Raw genomic sequence first — 17,985 nt, forward strand, 5'->3', positions numbered from 1 at the left:
AGCTACTTGCTGAGGCCGGCGGCAAAGCCCGGCAGCCACTCACGCAGGCCGGGTCCGAGGTCTTCGCTGTCGCACGCAAGTTGGACGCAGGCTTTGAGGTAGCTGAGCTTGTCTCCGGTATCGTACCGGCGGCCACGGAAGACGACTCCATAGACGCCGCTACCTTCGCCGTCTCCGGCCGCCAGGACCTGGAGGGCGTCGGTCAGTTGAATCTCTCCCCCACGGCCCGGCTCGGTCTTCTCAAGAACGTCGAATACCGAGGGGTGGAGCACGTAGCGACCAATCACGGCCAGGTTCGACGGAGCTTCATCTGCGGCCGGCTTTTCGACAAGTTGCTTGATGCGGACGTAGCCATCCTCGCCGATATCCTCGATGTCCGCGCAGCCATAGGCGCTGATCTGGGAGGGCTCGACTTCAATGAGGGCGACGACTGATCCCCCGGTCTTGTGCTGGACTTCGATCATGTCGCTGAGGAGCGTGTCCCTGGCGTCGATGAGGTCGTCACCGAGAAGAACCGCAAAAGGTTCATATCCAACGTGCTGCTTTGCACGCAACACCGCGTGCCCCAGACCTTTGGGATCGCCCTGGCGGAGATAGTGAATGTCACCGAGGTTGCTGGTAGCCTGCACCGAGTCCAGCTTGGTGGTGTCGCCCTTGGCCTCCAAGGTCGCCTCCAACGCCGGCACACGGTCGAAGTGATCCTCCAACGCACGCTTGTTGCGGCCCGTGATCATGAGGACGTCATTTAGGCCCACGCTCACGGCTTCTTCGACAACATATTGGATGGCCGGCTTGTCGACTACCGGGAGCATCTCCTTGGGCATGGCTTTTGTGGCAGGCAGAAACCTGGTGCCGAGCCCGGCAACGGGAATAACAGCCTTGCGGACGGCGCAGTTTTTGGAAGTCACCGGACTAATCTAACGGAAGGAACCGGACATTGGGCAGAAGGATGCACTGTTGGACGAAGAGCACCGGACGTACCTTCAGCATCCTAGGAGCCGGACAGCAGGAAGAACTGGAGCAAAAAGGTGACTTTGAAAGATGACATCCGCAGGGAAAACCGCAACCGGCGGCTAACCCTGACGGGCCAACAACGTGCTGACGCAGGAGCCGGGATCGCCCGCTATGGCCTATCGTGGGCGGATGCCGTCGCCCACGGTGAACGCGCGACTTTTGCGGCCTATGTCGGGGTAGCCGCAGAACCCCCAACAATGCCCTTGCTTGCGGCACTCCATGCCGCCGGCCACCGGGTCCTGCTTCCTGTCTGTGAACCGGAACGACGCCTGAGCTGGGTGTATTGGACACCGGAGACGGTTTTTGTTCGTTCAAGGTATGCCCCCATTGATGAGCCGGTGGGCGAACGATTCGGTAGTGACGTCGTCAAGGATGTGAACGGAATCTTCCTCCCGGCCACTGCGATTGACGAGGGTGGCAACCGCATCGGCCAAGGCGGCGGATACTACGACCGGCTCCTGGACAAGCTCGACGCCGACGGGCAGCGTCCGCCGGCTGTCGCCGTCGTCTATGACCACGAAGTCCTAGCCGCGGGCGCCATCCCGGCAGAATCGTTCGATAAGCCCGTGACAGCGGCGCTTACCCCCCGGGGAGTCGTCCAGCTATCTCCAGCCGACTGATCGTGCTTCGGCGATTTGGCTGCTCCCCCACATTCTCTGGTTCTGGTAGAGACCCCTCCGCCGGATGATAGAATTAGCACTCAGGCCCTGGGACTGCTAATGGACGGAGCAATCCACCTTGGCAGCGCAGGACCTGTAGTTCGTCCCGGAGGAGGATCACCAGTGCCCACATATGCTTATGCCTGCAAAGACTGCGGCCATGCCTTTGACATCGTTCAGGCTTTCACGGACAGTTCCCTGTCTGACTGCCCCGAATGCCAAGGACCGCTGCGCAAGAAATTCAACAGCGTGGGCGTCGTCTTCAAGGGCTCGGGCTTCTACCGCACGGACTCCCGGGACTCCAAGGGAAGCACGGTTTCTGCTGCGCCGGCCGCACCAGCGGCATCCACGGCTCCGGCGTCGGCCCCTGCTGCGGCCGCGAGCTGACCCCGGGCCGCCGGTTTTCCACATAGCTCAACTAGGCTCTGCCACGGGAGCATGGCTGCGGTTAGCGTGGCGGCATGCCAGCAAAGACGTTCGTGACCCAAGACCCCCGTTCTACGGGATCTACTTCGGTTCCAAGCAATAGACCGTTCGCCCGCACTGCGAAACGCCGCCCTCCTCGTGGTGTTCCGGCTGTTCCCTTCGGGCCGGTCTGGCATCGGGGCGCTCCCCCGGGACATTCCATCTCCCGCCGGCTTGGCAGCTGGCTGAACCGCAACCGACGTCTCATAGTGGCCCTCCTGCTGTGCATCGCCACGGGAATGACAGTCCATCAACTCACTCCTGCCACGGAAGAGCGGGTCACAGTCCTAGCCGCCGCCCGGGATCTTCCGGCCGGATCCAGTTTGGCCGATTCCGACCTCGTCCCCCTCGAAGTTCTTCCCGGTGGAGCTCCGTCCGGTGCGCTCACTTCCAGTACTGGATATACGGGAAAACAGCTGGCCTCACCCCTCCAGAAGGGGCAGATCCCCACTGACGCCCAAATCCTAGGTCCGGGCCTGCTGACCGGCACCGATCCGGCGACCGCGGCTGTTCCACTACGCATGGCCGATCCCGCTTCAATTCAGCTGGTCTCGCCCGGACAGTTGGTCAACGTTGTACTCACCGCCACGGACGGACTCGGCGGCCCCGGCAAGAAATCCGAGCTCCTGGCTGCAGCCGTCCCGGTCTTGTGGACCTCCGCACAGGGAGGCAAGGCCAGTCAGTGGCTAGGCACCAAGGAGTCGGACGGCCTCGTGGTTGTCGCAGCGAACCCGCAACAGGCGGAAATCCTCGCCGGAGCCTCCACCCGCGGGAAACTCTTCTTCGTGTTGGTCAATCGTGATGGCCACCACTAGGGCGACCACCTTAGGATTGCCAAGATCATCGCGGGAACGTCAGCCCCAGTGTGGAGGCCTTTGCTCCTTCAGCCAGGCGTCATGATCATATCCAGGATCATCACCCCAGCGGCGTGGATCATCCTCGGCGGCCTTCTTCGGCAGAATGCCTTCTGCCGCCGGTTTCCGCTCCGTTGTGGCTTCCAATTCTGTTTTCTCCCGCTTGTCCAACGCCGTGTCGGATTCCGCCGCATCCGCACCGGTCTCCGCCGATTGCCTAGCTGGAGTGTCTTTGCTTTCCGGCATTGCGATTTCCTAAGGGGCAGCCGGTCCCGAATCGGGGCCGTGCGTTTCGCCAAGCCTGGCCGGGGCCGGCTCCGCCTGATGATCCAGTTCCAATTGTTCAACATCCATGTCCAGGAAGCCATCCTGAACATCAGGGTACGGGGGCGCCACCGGCTTCTCCAGCCCAAGGTATGCCCCGATGCGGTCCGCGCAGGACGAGGGGTCCGTGAAGACCTCGATGGTCCACAGAGACATGTACCGCCAACCGAGGCGTTCCAGGAGCTGGGGCCGGAGCCTGCTGCGTTCCCTGACACTCATGCGGCGGTATCGCTCCGTGCCGTCCGATTCGATGGCCACCGGGGTGGGCACTTCGCTGTCGTCACGCCCAATAGCGTGCACGGGATCGGCCGCGGCAGCGATGTCCAGGACCCCGTCATAGTGGTGCCACACACGAGCCCCACGGGCACGGAGCCGCTCGCCCAGATCTGCCACCAACGGATCCTCACCGAGGGCTTGCTCGCTGGCAGCAGCCCTGGTGGCAGGTGTCCCCAGATCCGAGTTCCCTGACAATTCACGGTCAAGGAGTTCATGGAATTCGACGGCTCCATGAGCCAATCTGTCCAGGTCCAGATCCTCCGGACGGAAGCAGCTCAGAACGTGCAGCGATCTCCGCGAGCGGGTCATTGCCAAGGCAAACTTGTTGCGGCCGCCTTCAACGGACAGGGGGCCGAAACTGTGCAGCGCCCGGCCATGCGGAGTCCGGCCAAAGCCCAGGGAGAAGATGACGTGGTCGCGGACCAGCCCTTGGGCACGTTCCAAATCAACCACCCGGAAGGATTCCGAACCGGCGTTGAAGAAACCCGACAACAGCGGATAGTTGGGCAACTGCAGCCTAATGGCCTCGCCGATCCTTGCGGCATGCCTCAGGCTGGCCGTGACCACTGCCAGCGAGGTCCGGGGCCGGAGCCTGGCGTGTTCAAAAACCAGATCAACCACGCGGTTCACCTCGGCAGCAACGGATTCAACGCCTTCGTGGTCCGAACCTGGCAAGCCGGTGCCGTCCGGAATGTACTCAACTACCACCGAGCGGTCCAGCCCTGTGACCGATTGGCCATCCGGAAGCCGACGCAAGCCACCATCGTAGTAGTTCTTGCTCAGTTGCAGCACAAGATCTTCATCCACTGCGCGATACACCCAGTTCAACTGCCGCGTGGGCAGGACCCGGGCCAGGGCACTGAAAGCGCTGTCGACTATGTCCTGGCTCATGCCACCCGCCGTGGGAGGCTCCACCGCCACACTGAACGTCCGGGCATTGGCGACGTTCGCGTCGCCGAAGGCAACCACTTGCTGGGCTCGGGCTATGGCAGGCAGCACAGCGTGCAGGGACGTGCCCTCGGCATCAAGAATCACCACCGCGTCGAATTTCTGCTCGGCCGGCAAAAGGCTCGTCAGCAGGTACGGGCTGATGGACCACACGGGAACCAGCCGCGTGACAAGGTCTGGCGCTTGGGCGCTGAGCGCCGACAGGGTAACGCGACCATCCTTGATCAGGTTCCGCAACAATTCTGCCTGCCGGGGATGTTCCGCGATTCCAGTCCTCCACATTTCGGAGAGCTTCCACCGCAAACGGGCGGCACCGCTGGCGATGTGCGCATGGTCCGCGAGACGGTACTCGGCTTCGAGGCGGCGGAGGGAATCGCCGTCGGACATGGCAAGGTAGTCATCGCCGCTGATCATCGCTTCGAGCGCGGATTGCCACCAAGCGAGATCCAGTTCGGCAGCAACGGATTCGGCAGGCACTTCGCGCTCCGCCAAATCCGCAAGAAGCTCGCCGAGTCCATGCTCGCGCATGTTCTCGACCAAAAGCGTGCGTTCCGGGAGGGTCTCCAAGGTTCCCGTATCCGCGACCAGGCGTTCAAGCCGCTCCATGAGGTCTTCGTAACGGGTCGCGTGGAGGTCGCCGCCGCCCGCCGTATGCTTGAGGCAGTCGCCCAGACGGCGGAGATCCCGGTCCAGTTCACGGTAGCTCGCACCCAAGTCCGCGAGTCCGGAGGGGACTGCTGGATGGCGCTGAGTGGTCGCGTATTCCGCCCAGAGTGCCCGCTGTGACTGGACGAGGACCAAGGAACTGTGAAGATCGGCAATGTGGACACCAGGGCGGACGTATTCCTTGGCCACGCGACGCAGACGAGAGCGCTGCATCGAAGGCATCTCGAGGCCCTGCTCACGACGCCAGGCGGAGGTCGCCGTAGCCGAGATCAGATCGTGGACTGGCCGGTCAAAAATATCGGGAGTAAATTTGTCCAGACTTTCCCGCACCGCCATCAACAGCCCCAGTTGCGAGCCCCATTCGGCGAAGTTGGTCCCGAGCCGGATTTCGGAGTGCTCCGCAACCTGGTTCATCCGTTCCCGCATCCGGGGAAGGTGTTCCGCGGCCGCATGGGCCAGTTGCTGGGCTTCCTCGGTCTCCTTGCGCGTGACCAAACGCGCCCCGTACCAGGGGCTCGACGTCGAAGCGCGGCTGAAGCTGCCAAGCTCGGCAGCGCGGCGAAGCCTCTCGGCCAACTCAGCGCGGTCTTTGATATTGTCCAGCACACTTCGTTTCAAGCGCACCGTCGTGGCGGGGGCCGGGTGGATGGAGGTTAGTTCCGCGAGCGACTGCATGGCCTGATAGGGCGAGCACCCCCAACGCTCGCGCACGTTGTGCAAAGACGCGACATGGTCCATCAGGGCATGGCGGTGCTCGGTCAGGGTCTTGTGGAGATTCGCAAGCTGCGGTTCCAACGATTTCTCGTTGCGGATGATCGCACTGACCAACTGTCCCTTGAGCTGCTGTGCCTTAGCGCCGTTCCCTGGCCTGAACAATATCGATTCGAGCCCAAGGGATTCGAAATGCGCGGCGAGGCCATTGAGGCTCGCTCGCCGGTCGCCAACGACAAGCACCGATTTGCCCTCGTTGACGAGCGCACCGATGGCATTGATGGCGGTTTGGGTCTGGCCGGTGCCTGGCGGCGTGCTGACCACCAGCGAATCGCCTGCCCGGACGGCATCCACGACGAATTGCTGGTCCGTGTCCGCGTCCAGGAGCAGCGACTCCTCGACGGGATCGCGCTCGTCAAGGCTTGGGAACCGCCCGGACTGGATGGGTTCGGGTTCGACCTCCCCGCCGTTGGCGGCTTCAAACAGAGAGGAAACGATGCGGTTGTTCTCGTTGATCCAGGGGTCGTCCAAGTTACCGGACAGATCCGCCAACGTCGTTACGAGGAGATTGGGAGTTACCTCCGCACCGGGGATCGGCTGCACCAGCGTGGCCAAACGGTCAAGGACCGGCAGGGGGTCAAGGCGAGCGGTGTTGTACGCCATGCGGCCCACTGCGTTGACGTCGAACACAATTCCGTGGACGGTCTTCAAATGCCGTACCAAGGCGGGGTTGATGCTGGCTTGCTCGGTAAGCTGCAGCTCGTAGTCATCTTCGCCCGGCCGCGCGGTGAGCGAAATGGCTGCCAACATGACGGGGGCAGAAACACGCTGGGGCTTTCCTCCGACCGCCGACGTCCACACGACCGTGCCACACGAGAGGTAACCTGCGTCGATTCCCCGGTCATGGCCCAGTTCGAAGATCTTCGAGCGAAGGTTCCTTGCGGCACGCGCGGCAACAAGGTACTGCTGGCGATCCCGGATCAGAGTGGAAAGACGGGTTCGACGGCCGACGAGGAGCTGTGCGAGGCCTGACGGATGGCCGTTACTGAGGTCAATCGATCCTTCCGGCGTCTTGACGAAGCGAAGCATCGTGTCCGCGCCGGTCACGGGCTTGAGCCCGGACAGCCATTTCCGAAGCTCCGCGGAGCTCTCTTCGTGGCTTTGACTTACTGACACTGCTGCCTTCTTTTCTGTTCTGGCTCGAGACGACTTGGACCAAATCGGCATACTTTCGAGGGTAGCGGGAAGAGACCTGCAGTCCGCACCGCAACACTGGTGGAAACGGAAATTGCCCCTGACTTCAGGGGAAATGCAGAGTGACCGGCCTCTGAAACAGAGGCCGGTCACTCAGAAAGCTATTCCCACTCGATGGTTCCCGGCGGCTTACTGGTGACATCCAGCACCACGCGGTTGACCCCGTCTACCTCGTTGGTGATCCTGTTGGAGATCCTGGCGAGGAGATCATAAGGGAGCCTGGACCAGTCGGCAGTCATGGCGTCCTCGGAAGAAACGGGACGCAGCACGATCGGGTGTCCATAGGTACGCCCGTCGCCCTGTACGCCAACGCTCCGGACATCAGCCAACAGCACTACCGGCATCTGCCAGACGTCATTGTCGAGCCCGGCCGCAGTGAGTTCGGCACGCGCGATGGCGTCTGCCTTACGCAGCAGATCGAGTCTTTCCTTGTTCACCTCGCCCACAATGCGGATACCCAGTCCGGGACCAGGGAACGGCTGGCGTCCAACGATTTCCTGCGGCAAGCCGAGCTGTGCGCCCACGGCACGAACTTCGTCCTTGAACAGCGCACGCAGGGGTTCAACGAGTTCGAACTGCAGGTCCTCGGGCAGCCCGCCCACGTTGTGGTGGCTCTTGATGTTTGCAGCACCTTCGCCGCCGCCGGATTCGACGACGTCCGGGTACAGGGTGCCCTGGACGAGGAACTTGATGCTCTCGCCTTCGGACGCAGCCTGGGCAATAATTGCCCTCTCTGCTTGCTCGAACGCACGAATGAACTCGCGGCCGATGATCTTGCGTTTGGTCTCCGGATCACTGACACCGGCCAGAGCGGACAAGAAGCGCTCCTGCTCGTTTGCCACGTAAAGGTTCACACCGGTAGCGGCTACGAAATCGCGCTCGACCTGTTCGGCTTCACCTTCGCGCAGCAAGCCATGGTCCACGAATACGCAGGTGAGCTGATCGCCTACGGCGCGCTGCACGAGGGCTGCGGCCACAGCCGAGTCGACGCCGCCGGAGAGTCCGCAGATAACCTTGGCATCGCCGATCTGCTGGCGAATCCGGTCCACCTGTTCTTCGAGGATGTTGCCAGTGGTCCAATTCGGCTTCAGGCCCGCTCCGTTGAACAGGAAGTTCTCCAGGACCTGCTGTCCGTGAGCCGAGTGCTTAACCTCCGGGTGCCACTGGACGCCGTAAAGGTGCTTCGCTTCGTTCGCGAAAGCCGCGACGGGTGCGCCCGCCGTAGTCGCCAGGACTTCAAAGCCTGCCGGGGCCTCATGAACGGAGTCTCCGTGACTCATCCAGGTGTTCTGGGAGTCCGGGATACCCGCAAGGATCGATCGGGCCTCACCAACAGTGGTGGCCTCGGTAGCGCCGTACTCCCGCAAACCGGTCTGAGCGACCTTGCCGCCGAGCGCGTTGGCCATGGCCTGGAAGCCGTAGCAGATACCGAAGACCGGCACGCCCGCCTCGAAAAGGTCCGGACCAACGCTCGGCGCACCCTCGGCGTAAACGCTGGAAGGGCCGCCCGAAAGGATGATCGCTGCCGGATTCTTGGCCAGAAGCTGCTCGGTGGTGAAAGTGTGCGGAACAATCTCCGAGTACACATTCGCTTCACGGACGCGGCGGGCAATCAGCTGCGCGTACTGGGCACCGTAGTCAACAACCAGCACCGGCTTCTGGGAAGTCTGAGCTTCAGAACTGAAGGGTGCGGTGGGAGTAGTCACCGTAACAGCCTACTTTGCCGGGATGCCCCGGTGCACCTTGGAGCTAGTCGTGAAGCCCCGGAAACAGCCGGAAGACAACCCGACGTTAGCGATCTCACAATGCCCGCAGGGACCGGAGCGTCAACCGGCCCCTTAGGAACTAGTAGCGCTTGGACGCCTGGGGATGAGCGGCGAGTTCCATCTCGACCTCCGAGTGGAACTTCTTCTCCACAATGAACGACATCAGCGGGACAACGCCACCGAGGGCAAGCAGGACGAGCTTCAGGAACGGCCAGCGCATGAGCGACCACAAACGGAAGTTCGAGATGAGGTAGATCACGTACATCCAGCCGTGGACGATCAGCACCGTGATCGAGACGTTCACGCCCCCGAGGACAGACTTGGACTCGGCGTCGGTAAATCCAAAACCGAACGGCTGGCCTGTGATTGCGTTCGTGCCACCGGCAAAGAGATACACACCGAACACGTAGCGTGCCACCAGCTCGGCGCACAGGAGAAGCAGCATGGTGCCGGTGAGGTATGCCATGACTTTGTAGAACTTCAAGGCCGATCGGATCTGGGCCGTGGTTCCGCCGAAGCGGCGCTTCTTCTTGGCCAGGGCTGGCTTCGAGGCAGATTCTCCGGACTGTTCGGGTTGGATGGCCGGTTTGGGCTCAATCATGGCTGTACCTGTTCTGGCTTGGTCATTTCTGGCAAATCGTCGGATGGGAATTCGTCGTCCGGCTCGTCCTCTTCGAGGGTGCGCCGGTAGTCGTCGGCCACCATGCGCCACCAGATATACAGGGCAAATCCTGCAAAGACCACCCATTCCACCGAGTAGAAAAGGTTGAGCCAGTTGATCTGTTGGTTGGGCGGCTGGGCGGGGATATTCAGGGGCTTCAGTTGCGCCGGAAGTGCAAGCACCTTGCCCGCCGACATTTCCGAAGTCGCGGCGACGAAGCCCGGATAGCTTGAGACATCCCAGGTGTTGATGAGTTCGGCGACCGAAACCGCGGAGGCGCGGCCCGCTCCGGCGTCGACGTTTGGCACTGGCGCTTCGGACGGCAGGAGCCGTCCGGTCAATTCAATGCTGCCCGACGGCGGCGGTCCGGCTTGGGCGGGATCGGCGACCCAGCCGCGTGCCACGGGGATCCAGGTCTTCGGGGAAGCGCCTGCGCCCTGGAGGACGGGGGCGCCGTCGACGGCAAACGCGTTGACCACCCAGTACCCTTTTTGTCCGGCGAGCAGCCTGCCCTCGACAAGGACCTGCTTGGCGGGATCATAACTGCCTTTGGCGCTGACCATTTGATCCGATGCGGTACTCGGGAAGAACGTTCCCGGCTGCAGGGTTCCGGTGAGCGGCTTGACTTGCTCCACCGCGGGGTCGTCAGCGGGGACGTCGCTTTGCGTGGATCTGCCGAACTGCCACTGGCTGAGCAGCACAAACACCCCGGAGAGCAGGAGAGCAAAGACAAGTCCTGCGATCCAGCGAGGCTTCAGAGCAGTTTTCAACACCCCTTAACCGTACTTCGTCAAGCTGTAGAACAGCTAAACGAGAGTGGGGCTGCCCTAGCGTGGGCAGCCCTGGAGGTCCGAGTCTCAGTGGTCGAAGAACACCAGGCTGGAGTTGATCAGTTCGGCAATGACTTCCGGATCATGGGCCCGCCGGAGGGATTCCCGGAATGACTCCTTGGAGAGCGACCGCGCCAAGGTGGCAAGTACTTCGAGGTGGTCCGAAAAGGAACTTGCCGGTGTCGCGATGAGCAGTACCACCGTGGCCGGCCCGTCGCTCGCGCCGAAGTCCAGGGAGTGCCCGAATTTCGTGATGCCAACAGCGATGGAGACACGCGAGACAAACTCGCTGCGGGCATGCGGCAATCCAATGCCGCCCGGCAGTCCGGTCGCTAGCTGGTGCTCGCGGGAATTGACGACTTCGAGGAAACCCCCCAGGTCCGTAATGCGTCCGGCTGCGTAGAGCCGCTCGGCGAGCTGGCCCGCGGCATCGGTCTTGTCCGTCGCTTCCATCTCCAAGATGACGGTCTCCGGCGTCGTCAGTTCGGCATCGTACGGGTCCAGTGGTTCCGCCACGTCGTTTTCCCTCCAGTGTGCCCAGCCGGCCCAGGCCGCTCAGCGCAAGGGAACGATGTCATCGACTCCCATGCGCGCGGCATCGGCCGATTCGTCGTCGGGCTGCTGTTGGCTGAGCCGTTCAGCTTCCACCCGGGCGAGGTAGTGCTTGATTTCGCTTTCCCGCTGCGCGTCGCTCCAGCCAAGAATTTCTCCCATCAGCTTAGCGACAACGGGGACAGCGGAAACACCTCTGTCCCACGACTCGATCGATATCCGGGTGCGGCGCGTCAGGACATCGTGGACGTGGCGGGCACCCTCATGGGTTGCGGCATAAACAACCTCGGCCGCAAGATAGTCGTCGGCGCCCGGGAGTGGCTCGGCCATCGCCGGATTGTCTTTGATGATCGCGAGGACTTCCGGCGTCATGGAGCCGTATCGGTTGAGCAAATGCTCCACCCTGGCGACGTGGACCCCGGCCTCGTCTGCGGTCCTTCCGCGGCGATTCCATGCAGCCTTGAATCCTTCAGCGCCCAAAAGCGGGATGGTTTCAGTGCAACTCGCGGGAACGCGCTCATCCATGGCGCGGGTCGCTTCGTCAACGGCGTCCTTCGCCATGACCCTGTACGTGGTGAACTTGCCCCCGGCAACCACCACCAGCCCTGGAACGGGGTGCGCCACAACATGTTCGCGCGAAAGCTTGGCAGTTGAGTCGCTCTCCCCTGCCAGCAGCGGCCGGAGGCCCGCATACACACCTTCAACATCCTCACGGGTCAAAGGCCGTTTCAGGACACGATTGACGTGTTCGAGAACATAGTCGATGTCCTTGGTGGACGCTGCGGGGTGGGCCTTGTCGAGCTTCCAGTCGGTGTCTGTGGTACCGATGATCCAGTGCCTCCCCCACGGGATGACGAACAGCACGGATTTCTCGGTCCTCAGGATCAATCCCACCGTCGACTGGAAGCGGTCGCGCGGGACCACAAGGTGGATCCCTTTGGAAGCGCGGACCTTGAGTTGGCCACGATCCGTCACCATGGCCTGGGTCTCGTCGGTCCAGACGCCGGTCGCATTGACCACTTGCTTGGCGCGGACTTCGATGATGCTGCCGTCTTCCTGGTTCTCAACCTTCGCGCCCACCACGCGTTCGCCTTCGCGCACGAAAGACACCACGCGCATCCTGTTCACGGCATGCGCTCCATAGTGCGCCGCAGTGCGGACGACATTGACGACGAGCCTGGCGTCGTCAACCTGGGCATCGTAGTAGCGGATGGACCCCACGAACGCATCGCTCTTGAGGCTCGGGGCAGCCCTCAGCGTTCCCCGCCGGAAGAGGTGTTTGTGCATGGGGACACCGCGGCTGTGGCCTGAAGTGAGGCCAAGGGTGTCGTAGAGAAGGATGCCCGCACCCACGTAGGGCCGCTCCCAAAAACGCCGCGTAAGCGGATAGAGGAACGGGACCGGCCGGACAAGGTGCGGCGCGATTTGCTGGATCAGCAATCCGCGTTCCTGGAGAGCTTCCTGTACCAGCGCGAAGTCAAGCATTTCGAGGTAACGCAGGCCGCCGTGAATCAGCTTCGAGGACCGCGACGACGTGCCGGAAGCCCAGTCCCGCGCTTCGACAATACCCACGGACAATCCCCGCGTGATTGCGTCCAAGGCAGCCCCGGCCCCAACCACGCCGCCGCCGACAATCAGGATGTCCAGTTCCTTGCCGGGCTCCGTAGTGCCCTTGAGCACTTCAAGGGATCTGGCCCGTGCCTGCGGACTCAACGCTCCGGCATCATTCCTCTGCGAACCATCTGCAACACTGCTCATCGGACGCCTCCCATCGCACAAAGCCCGTAGTTCCCCACACTACTTCTTGTCCGCGGGCTTGGGCAGGGGCTGCGCAAGGGCTGCTGCAGCGGCCCCGGCAGGAGCTACTGGCCTTCGTAAGGCGAGACGACGACGTCGACCCGCTGGAATTCCTTCAGGTCCGAATAACCCGTGGTTGCCATGGAACGGCGCAACGCGCCAATCAGGTTGGAGGTGCCGTTGGTGTGATGGCCCGGTCCGAAGAGCACTTCCTCGAGCGGACCGACGGTGCCGACGTTGACCCTGTCGCCGCGGGGAAGCTCGAGGTGATGGGCTTCCTGGCCCCAGTGCCAGCCCTTGCCCGGTGCTTCTTCGGCACGGGCCAGGGCGCTGCCGAGCATGACGGCGTCGGCGCCCATCGCGATGGCTTTGACGATGTCCCCCGACGAGCCCATTCCGCCGTCGGCGATGACGTGCACATAACGTCCTCCGGACTCATCCATGTAGTCGCGGCGGGCGGCGGCGACGTCGGAGATGGCCGAAGCCATGGGCGAATGGATGCCGAGTGCACGGCGCGTGGTGGTCGTTGCCCCGCCGCCGAAGCCCACGAGGACGCCGGCCGCGCCGGTACGCATCAGGTGCAGGGCCGGGGTGTAGCCGGCGGCTCCGCCAACGATCACCGGGACGTCGAGCTCGTAAATGAACTGCTTGAGGTTCAATGGCTCGTGGTTCTTGGAAACGTGTTCAGCCGAGACCGTGGTGCCCCGAATAACAAAAATGTCGACGCCGGCAGCAACTACGGTCTTGTAGTGCTCCTGGGTGCGCTGCGGCGTCAACGAACCCGCCACGGTCACGCCGGAAGCGCGGATTTCCGCGAGTCTGCTGGTGATCAGTTCGGGCTGGATGGGAGCCTTATAAAGGTCCTGCATGCGACGCGTCACCGCGGGGCTGGCCGTTTCATCCTCAAGGGCAGAGATCTCATCCAGTACGGACTGAGGGTCCTCGTAGCGCGTCCACAAGCCCTCCAGGTCCAGAACGCCCAGACCTCCGAGCTTGCCAAGGGCGATGGCCGTTTCCGGCGACATCGCAGAGTCCATGGGTGCCGCGATGACAGGCATCTCAAACTGGTAGGCATCAATCTGCCATGAGACGGAGACGTCCTTGGGGTCACGCGTCCGGCGGTTGGGGACGATCGCAATGTCATCCAGGGAGTAGGCACGACGCCCACGCTTGCCACGGCCAATCTCAATCTCATAAGTCACTGCTCTAGGTTATCCCAGTGCGGCGCCATGTACGGGCAGGGAAAAGAAGGAGCCCGCCCCTTCATGATGAAGGGGCGGGCTCGCTCGAAAACCGGTCCGGGTACTGGTTGGGCCTAGCGCGAACCGTAGTTCGGAGCCTCGACTGTCATTTGAATGTCATGCGGGTGGGACTCCTTCAGCCCGGCCGCGGTGATCCGCACGAACTTCCCACGCGCTTTGAGCTCGGGGATGGTGGGAGCACCCGTGTAGAACATTGTCTGGCGCAGGCCTCCGACCAGCTGGTATGCAACCGAGGAGAGCGGGCCACGGTATGCGACCCGGCCTTCTATGCCCTCGGGGATGAGTTTGTCATCGCCGGAGACGTCCGCCTGGAAGTACCGGTCCTTCGAGTAGGACGTGTTCTTGCCACGGGACTGCATGGCACCCAGGGAACCCATGCCGCGGTAACTCTTGAACTGCTTGCCGTTGACAAAGATCAGCTCTCCCGGCGATTCATCGCAGCCGGCCAGCAAAGAGCCGAGCATGACGGTGTCGGCACCGGCCACGAGGGCCTTGCCGATATCGCCCGAGTACTGCAGGCCGCCGTCGGCGATCAGCGGCACACCTGCGGGGATGGCGGCCTTGGAGGACTCGTAAACGGCCGTGATCTGTGGGACGCCCACACCGGCAACAACGCGCGTGGTGCAAATGGAGCCGGGTCCAACGCCCACCTTAATGCCATCGGCACCGGCGTCGATCAGGGCCTGGGCGCCTTCACGGGTAGCTGCCTGGCCACCGATGATGTCAACATGCGCGGCAACGGGATCGGACTTCAGGCGCGTAATCAAGTCCAAGACACCTTGCGAGTGACCATTTGCGGTATCGACGAACAACGCGTCGACGCCCGCGTCGATCAACGTCATGGCCCGCTCCCAGCCATCGCCGAAGAACCCGATGGCAGCGCCGACGCGGAGCCGGCCCTCTTCGTCCTTCGTCGCGAGCGGGTACTGCTCGGCCTTGGTGAAGTCCTTGGTAGTGATGAGGCCCTGGAGGCGTCCTTGCTCGTCAACGAGCGGGAGCTTCTCGATCTTGTTAGTGGCCAATTTATGCGAAGCTTCTTCGCGGCTGATGCCAACGTGGCCCGTGATGAGCGGCATCTTCGTCATGACGTCGCTGACGAGCCTCAACGGGAAGTCAGACTCCGGAATAAAGCGGGTATCCCGATTGGTGACGATGCCCAGCAGGCGGCCATCAGGGTCGACGACGGGGAGACCGGAAACCCGGTAACGCGAACACAGTTCGTCGAGTTCCTGGAGGGTGGCTTCCGGGTGGATGGTCAGGGGGTTGGTGATCATTCCCGACTCGGAGCGCTTGACGCGATCGACGTGATCGGCCTGGTCCTCAATCGACAAGTTGCGGTGAATGACGCCCAGGCCACCCTGGCGGGCCATGGCAATCGCCATGCGGGACTCCGTGACGGTGTCCATGGCGGCGGACAGTAGCGGGGTTTGAACCGAAATTCGCTTGGAAATCCTGGAAGAGGTATCGGCTTCGGACGGAATGACGTTGGTGTGACCCGGCAGCAGCAGGACGTCGTCGTAGGTCAGGCCGATGAAGCCAAAAGGATCGTGTTCGGGCTGGGTCATGAGTGCGCCTCTTACCTTGGTTCTTGGGGGTTGCTCTGGTAGGGGTTGCAACTGATGACCAGCCCGTCATTACGGGACTGGCCTGTGCACAAAGGTTCTGAATAAATAGTAGAACCTCGCCGCCGATCCCCATATTCCGCGAGGACAATGTGAGTAACGGCACCCCCCAGGGCCACCGGCGTCGCGCGGTCTCGCCGCTAGCTCCACCCGGTGGCCGCCATAAACGCCTTCTCGAAGTATGGCTCCAAAGTCTTCATGTAGGTGGCCGACACATGGTTGTCGTCCTTGTAGACGATCACGTTGCCGATCACAGCAGGGCAATTCGCGTCTGGACAGAAGTACTTCGTGAGATCAAGGAACTTGGTGTCCGGCAGCTGCGCAGCCACTGCTGCCGTCGGCGAATCCTGGGCATAGATCTGGTCCCGCTGCGAACCGCAGGCCACGTACGCCGTCCGGTTTTTCTCGAGGCACGCCGGGACCGGCTGGGCCGGACGTGGCGTATCCCTGAGGGCAACAACTTCGATGCCGGCATCGTTGAGAGTCTTGACCTCCGACACAAAGCCGGGATCGACCCGCTCAGTCACGTTGGGATCCACGTTCGTGCGGGTACTGGTGGTCACGACGACGTCGGGCTTCATCTTGAGGACCTCCGCCAGCGTGGCCGTGTTGAAGTCAACACACGACTGCGTGACATCGTCCGAGGTGTTCTCGGTCAGCGGGCAATAGCCCTTGGTGATTGAGGTGAGGCTCCAGTTGTTCTTCTGGGCCATAGTGAGCAACGGCGTGTTCAACACGTGGGCATGGGAATTGCCGATGACCACAACTGACTTGGTTCCATTCTTAATCCCGTTGGTGCATCGGTTCACGAAGTCGTTCGGGTCGCTCCCGCCGGTACACGCCTTCGGGAATACGGGCCAGTCAGCGTCGATGGCGGTCATGGCCGGAACGAGGGGAATGCCCGGATCCGGAGTGTAGACGAAGGCCCCGCCAACGGCAGCCGCACCAGGGTTGCGGGCATCCATGTTGGCAAGGAGGGCCTGGTTGCTCTGGTCGATTTGGAAGCGCCATCCCGCAAGCGGAACGATCGCCACCGTCGCGGCGGCCACAAGCGCAATCGCGCTTCGTCGCCGGTTCACCTCCGGCCAGCGCCATTCCCGCCATGGCTTCTCGACAAACCTCGTGGTCAGGACTGCCAGGACGAAAGCGGCGATAATGATCACGCTTCCGGACAACCAGCCGGCGTGGGTCTTGTTCGACCAGGCCAAGTAAATGACCAGGATCGGCCAGTGCCATAGATACAGCGCGTAGGAGTTGCTTCCCATGCGGACGAGCGGTTTGGAACTAAGGATGCGGTCCGCACCGAAACGGCTTCCCGTGTTGCCCGCCGCGAGAATGCAAGCTGCGGCCAGCGTGGGCCATAACGCCACCCATCCGGGGAACGCCGTCTCGACGTTGAGGATTAGGCCGCAACTGAGCATGGCGATGATGCCGACCCAGCTAAGGACGACCTGCAGCGCCTTCGGGAGTTTCAACGACGGCAAGTACAGAGCCAGGAGCGTGCCGAGCGCGAACTCCCACAGCCTTGCCAGGGTGGAGAAGTACGCCTGTGACTGGTTGACTCCGGTGAACTCCACCGAGTAAATGAGCGAAGCGAGGAAGATTGCGCCGAAAATGTAGCGAAGAAGGGGTACATATGAGAGCTTGAACCGCCTCGCCAAGAGGCCGGCACCGACAAAAATAAGCGGCCAGATAATGAAGACCTGCCCCTGGATGGACAGCGACCAGAAATGCTGCAACGGGCTGGCCGCACTGTGGTCCGAGGCGTAGTAATTGACGGCCAGGGACTGCAACAGGAAATTCTCTCCGTAAAAGAGCGAGGCCCAGCCCTGCTGGATCGTGTCCACCCAGCGTGTGCCGGGAAGGAAGAGGTAGGTTGCGGCCAAAGTTCCGACGATCACGATCACGGCGGCTGGAACGAGTCGCCGGAAATGGTGGAGGTAGTGCTTGATAAGCGCAGTCGCCTGGCCATTCGCGTGCCGCCGTGTGAACTGCAAGGTCATCAGGAACGCGGAGACAAGGAGGAAGACATCCACTCCACCGGACACCCGGCCAAACCAAATGTGGTAGGTGACAACCATGAGGACAGCAACGGATCGAAGCCCTTGGATTTCAGGACGGAATGTCGATTTAGGTGCCGGATTCTGCGGCTCGCCGTGAGTTCGCCTTGGCGCGATTGGGCGCATGGTTGTCAAAGTCTTGCCTCCAGGGTGCTGCTCAAACCGTCAACCCTACTGATTCAAAATGTTCTTCGTCAATTGAGACTGCGTTCAACCAACTTCTTACAATCCATTAAGACACAGGCGGCTGAGAGCTTCCGGAAC

14 protein-coding genes are annotated in these 17,985 nt (G+C 62.2%); 3 read left to right on the top strand and 11 right to left on the bottom strand.

Annotated features, from left to right (window positions below; genetic code table 11):
• Positions 1-2: 2 nt before the first annotated feature.
• Positions 3-908 carry a UTP--glucose-1-phosphate uridylyltransferase GalU gene (gene galU, locus A3M3_RS0102625; protein WP_028265029.1) on the bottom strand — a complete coding sequence of 302 codons (906 nt, stop codon included), beginning with the start codon at positions 906-908 and terminating at the stop codon, positions 3-5.
• Between the two features lie 120 nt (positions 909-1,028).
• Here galU and A3M3_RS0102630 point away from each other — a divergent pair, with 120 nt between their 5' ends.
• From A3M3_RS0102630 to A3M3_RS23600, 3 genes are all read left to right on the top strand, one after another.
• Positions 1,029-1,634 (top strand): 5-formyltetrahydrofolate cyclo-ligase, encoded by a 606-nt coding sequence (locus tag A3M3_RS0102630; RefSeq protein WP_028265030.1) that lies wholly within the window; start codon positions 1,029-1,031, stop codon positions 1,632-1,634.
• Between the two features lie 162 nt (positions 1,635-1,796).
• Positions 1,797-2,060 (top strand): FmdB family zinc ribbon protein, encoded by a 264-nt coding sequence (locus tag A3M3_RS0102635; RefSeq protein WP_028265031.1) that lies wholly within the window; start codon positions 1,797-1,799, stop codon positions 2,058-2,060.
• Between the two features lie 317 nt (positions 2,061-2,377).
• A complete protein-coding gene (locus tag A3M3_RS23600; RefSeq protein WP_035742148.1) occupies positions 2,378-2,953 on the top strand; it encodes an RcpC/CpaB family pilus assembly protein in 576 nt (191 codons plus the stop codon).
• Positions 2,954-2,992: 39 nt separating this feature from the next.
• Here the strand turns inward: A3M3_RS23600 and A3M3_RS29430 are convergent, their stop codons facing one another.
• The 10 genes from A3M3_RS29430 to A3M3_RS0102685 all read right to left on the bottom strand — a co-directional run bounded on the left by A3M3_RS29430 (position 2,993) and on the right by A3M3_RS0102685 (position 17,847).
• Entirely contained in the window at positions 2,993-3,238 is a 246-nt protein-coding gene (locus A3M3_RS29430; RefSeq protein WP_442853123.1) for a hypothetical protein, read from the bottom strand.
• Between the two features lie 9 nt (positions 3,239-3,247).
• On the bottom strand, positions 3,248-7,144 hold the full coding sequence (locus A3M3_RS23605) for an AAA family ATPase (protein ID WP_442853090.1): 3,897 nt from the start codon (positions 7,142-7,144) through the stop codon (positions 3,248-3,250).
• Positions 7,145-7,272: 128 nt separating this feature from the next.
• On the bottom strand, positions 7,273-8,877 hold the full coding sequence (guaA, locus tag A3M3_RS0102650) for a glutamine-hydrolyzing GMP synthase (protein ID WP_028265032.1): 1,605 nt from the start codon (positions 8,875-8,877) through the stop codon (positions 7,273-7,275).
• 139 nt (positions 8,878-9,016) lie between these two features.
• A complete protein-coding gene (locus tag A3M3_RS0102655; protein WP_028265033.1) occupies positions 9,017-9,538 on the bottom strand; it encodes a DUF3817 domain-containing protein in 522 nt (173 codons plus the stop codon).
• Positions 9,535-10,371, bottom strand: coding sequence for an SURF1 family protein (locus A3M3_RS0102660; protein ID WP_028265034.1), 837 nt, complete (start codon positions 10,369-10,371; stop codon positions 9,535-9,537). The genes A3M3_RS0102655 and A3M3_RS0102660 overlap by 4 nt, the downstream gene beginning before the upstream one ends.
• 84 nt (positions 10,372-10,455) lie before the next feature.
• Positions 10,456-10,944 (bottom strand): PTS sugar transporter subunit IIA, encoded by a 489-nt coding sequence (locus A3M3_RS0102665; protein WP_028265035.1) that lies wholly within the window; start codon positions 10,942-10,944, stop codon positions 10,456-10,458.
• A 39-nt stretch (positions 10,945-10,983) separates the two neighbouring features.
• Positions 10,984-12,738: a glycerol-3-phosphate dehydrogenase/oxidase gene (locus A3M3_RS0102670; protein WP_028265036.1), complete on the bottom strand. Its 1,755-nt coding sequence runs from the start codon at positions 12,736-12,738 to the stop codon at positions 10,984-10,986.
• A 104-nt stretch (positions 12,739-12,842) separates the two neighbouring features.
• Positions 12,843-13,979 (bottom strand): GuaB3 family IMP dehydrogenase-related protein, encoded by a 1,137-nt coding sequence (locus A3M3_RS0102675; RefSeq protein ID WP_028265037.1) that lies wholly within the window; start codon positions 13,977-13,979, stop codon positions 12,843-12,845.
• A 113-nt stretch (positions 13,980-14,092) separates the two neighbouring features.
• Entirely contained in the window at positions 14,093-15,604 is a 1,512-nt protein-coding gene (guaB, locus tag A3M3_RS0102680; protein WP_028265038.1) for an IMP dehydrogenase, read from the bottom strand.
• Positions 15,605-15,801: 197 nt separating this feature from the next.
• The gene (locus A3M3_RS0102685) at positions 15,802-17,847 is read right to left on the bottom strand and encodes an acyltransferase family protein (RefSeq protein ID WP_051422902.1); all 2,046 of its coding nucleotides are present in this window, start codon (positions 17,845-17,847) and stop codon (positions 15,802-15,804) included.
• Positions 17,848-17,985: the final 138 nt, after the last annotated feature.

This window comes from Arthrobacter sp. MA-N2, from assembly GCF_000517125.1.
Classification (GTDB): domain Bacteria; phylum Actinomycetota; class Actinomycetes; order Actinomycetales; family Micrococcaceae; genus Arthrobacter; species Arthrobacter methylotrophus.

Excerpts from the sequence above, each read along its gene's own strand:
- A3M3_RS0102670 (WP_028265036.1), bottom strand. The coding sequence starts at position 12,738 with ATGAGCAGTGTTGCAGATGGTTCGCAGAGGAATGATGCCGGAGCGTTG.
- guaB (WP_028265038.1), bottom strand. The coding sequence starts at position 15,604 with ATGACCCAGCCCGAACACGATCCTTTTGGCTTCATCGGCCTGACCTAC.
- A3M3_RS0102685 (WP_051422902.1), bottom strand. The coding sequence starts at position 17,847 with ATGCGCCCAATCGCGCCAAGGCGAACTCACGGCGAGCCGCAGAATCCG.
- A3M3_RS0102655 (WP_028265033.1), bottom strand. The coding sequence starts at position 9,538 with ATGATTGAGCCCAAACCGGCCATCCAACCCGAACAGTCCGGAGAATCT.
- A3M3_RS29430 (WP_442853123.1), bottom strand. The coding sequence starts at position 3,238 with ATGCCGGAAAGCAAAGACACTCCAGCTAGGCAATCGGCGGAGACCGGT.
- A3M3_RS23600 (WP_035742148.1), top strand. The coding sequence starts at position 2,378 with ATGACAGTCCATCAACTCACTCCTGCCACGGAAGAGCGGGTCACAGTC.
- A3M3_RS23605 (WP_442853090.1), bottom strand. The coding sequence starts at position 7,144 with ATGCCGATTTGGTCCAAGTCGTCTCGAGCCAGAACAGAAAAGAAGGCA.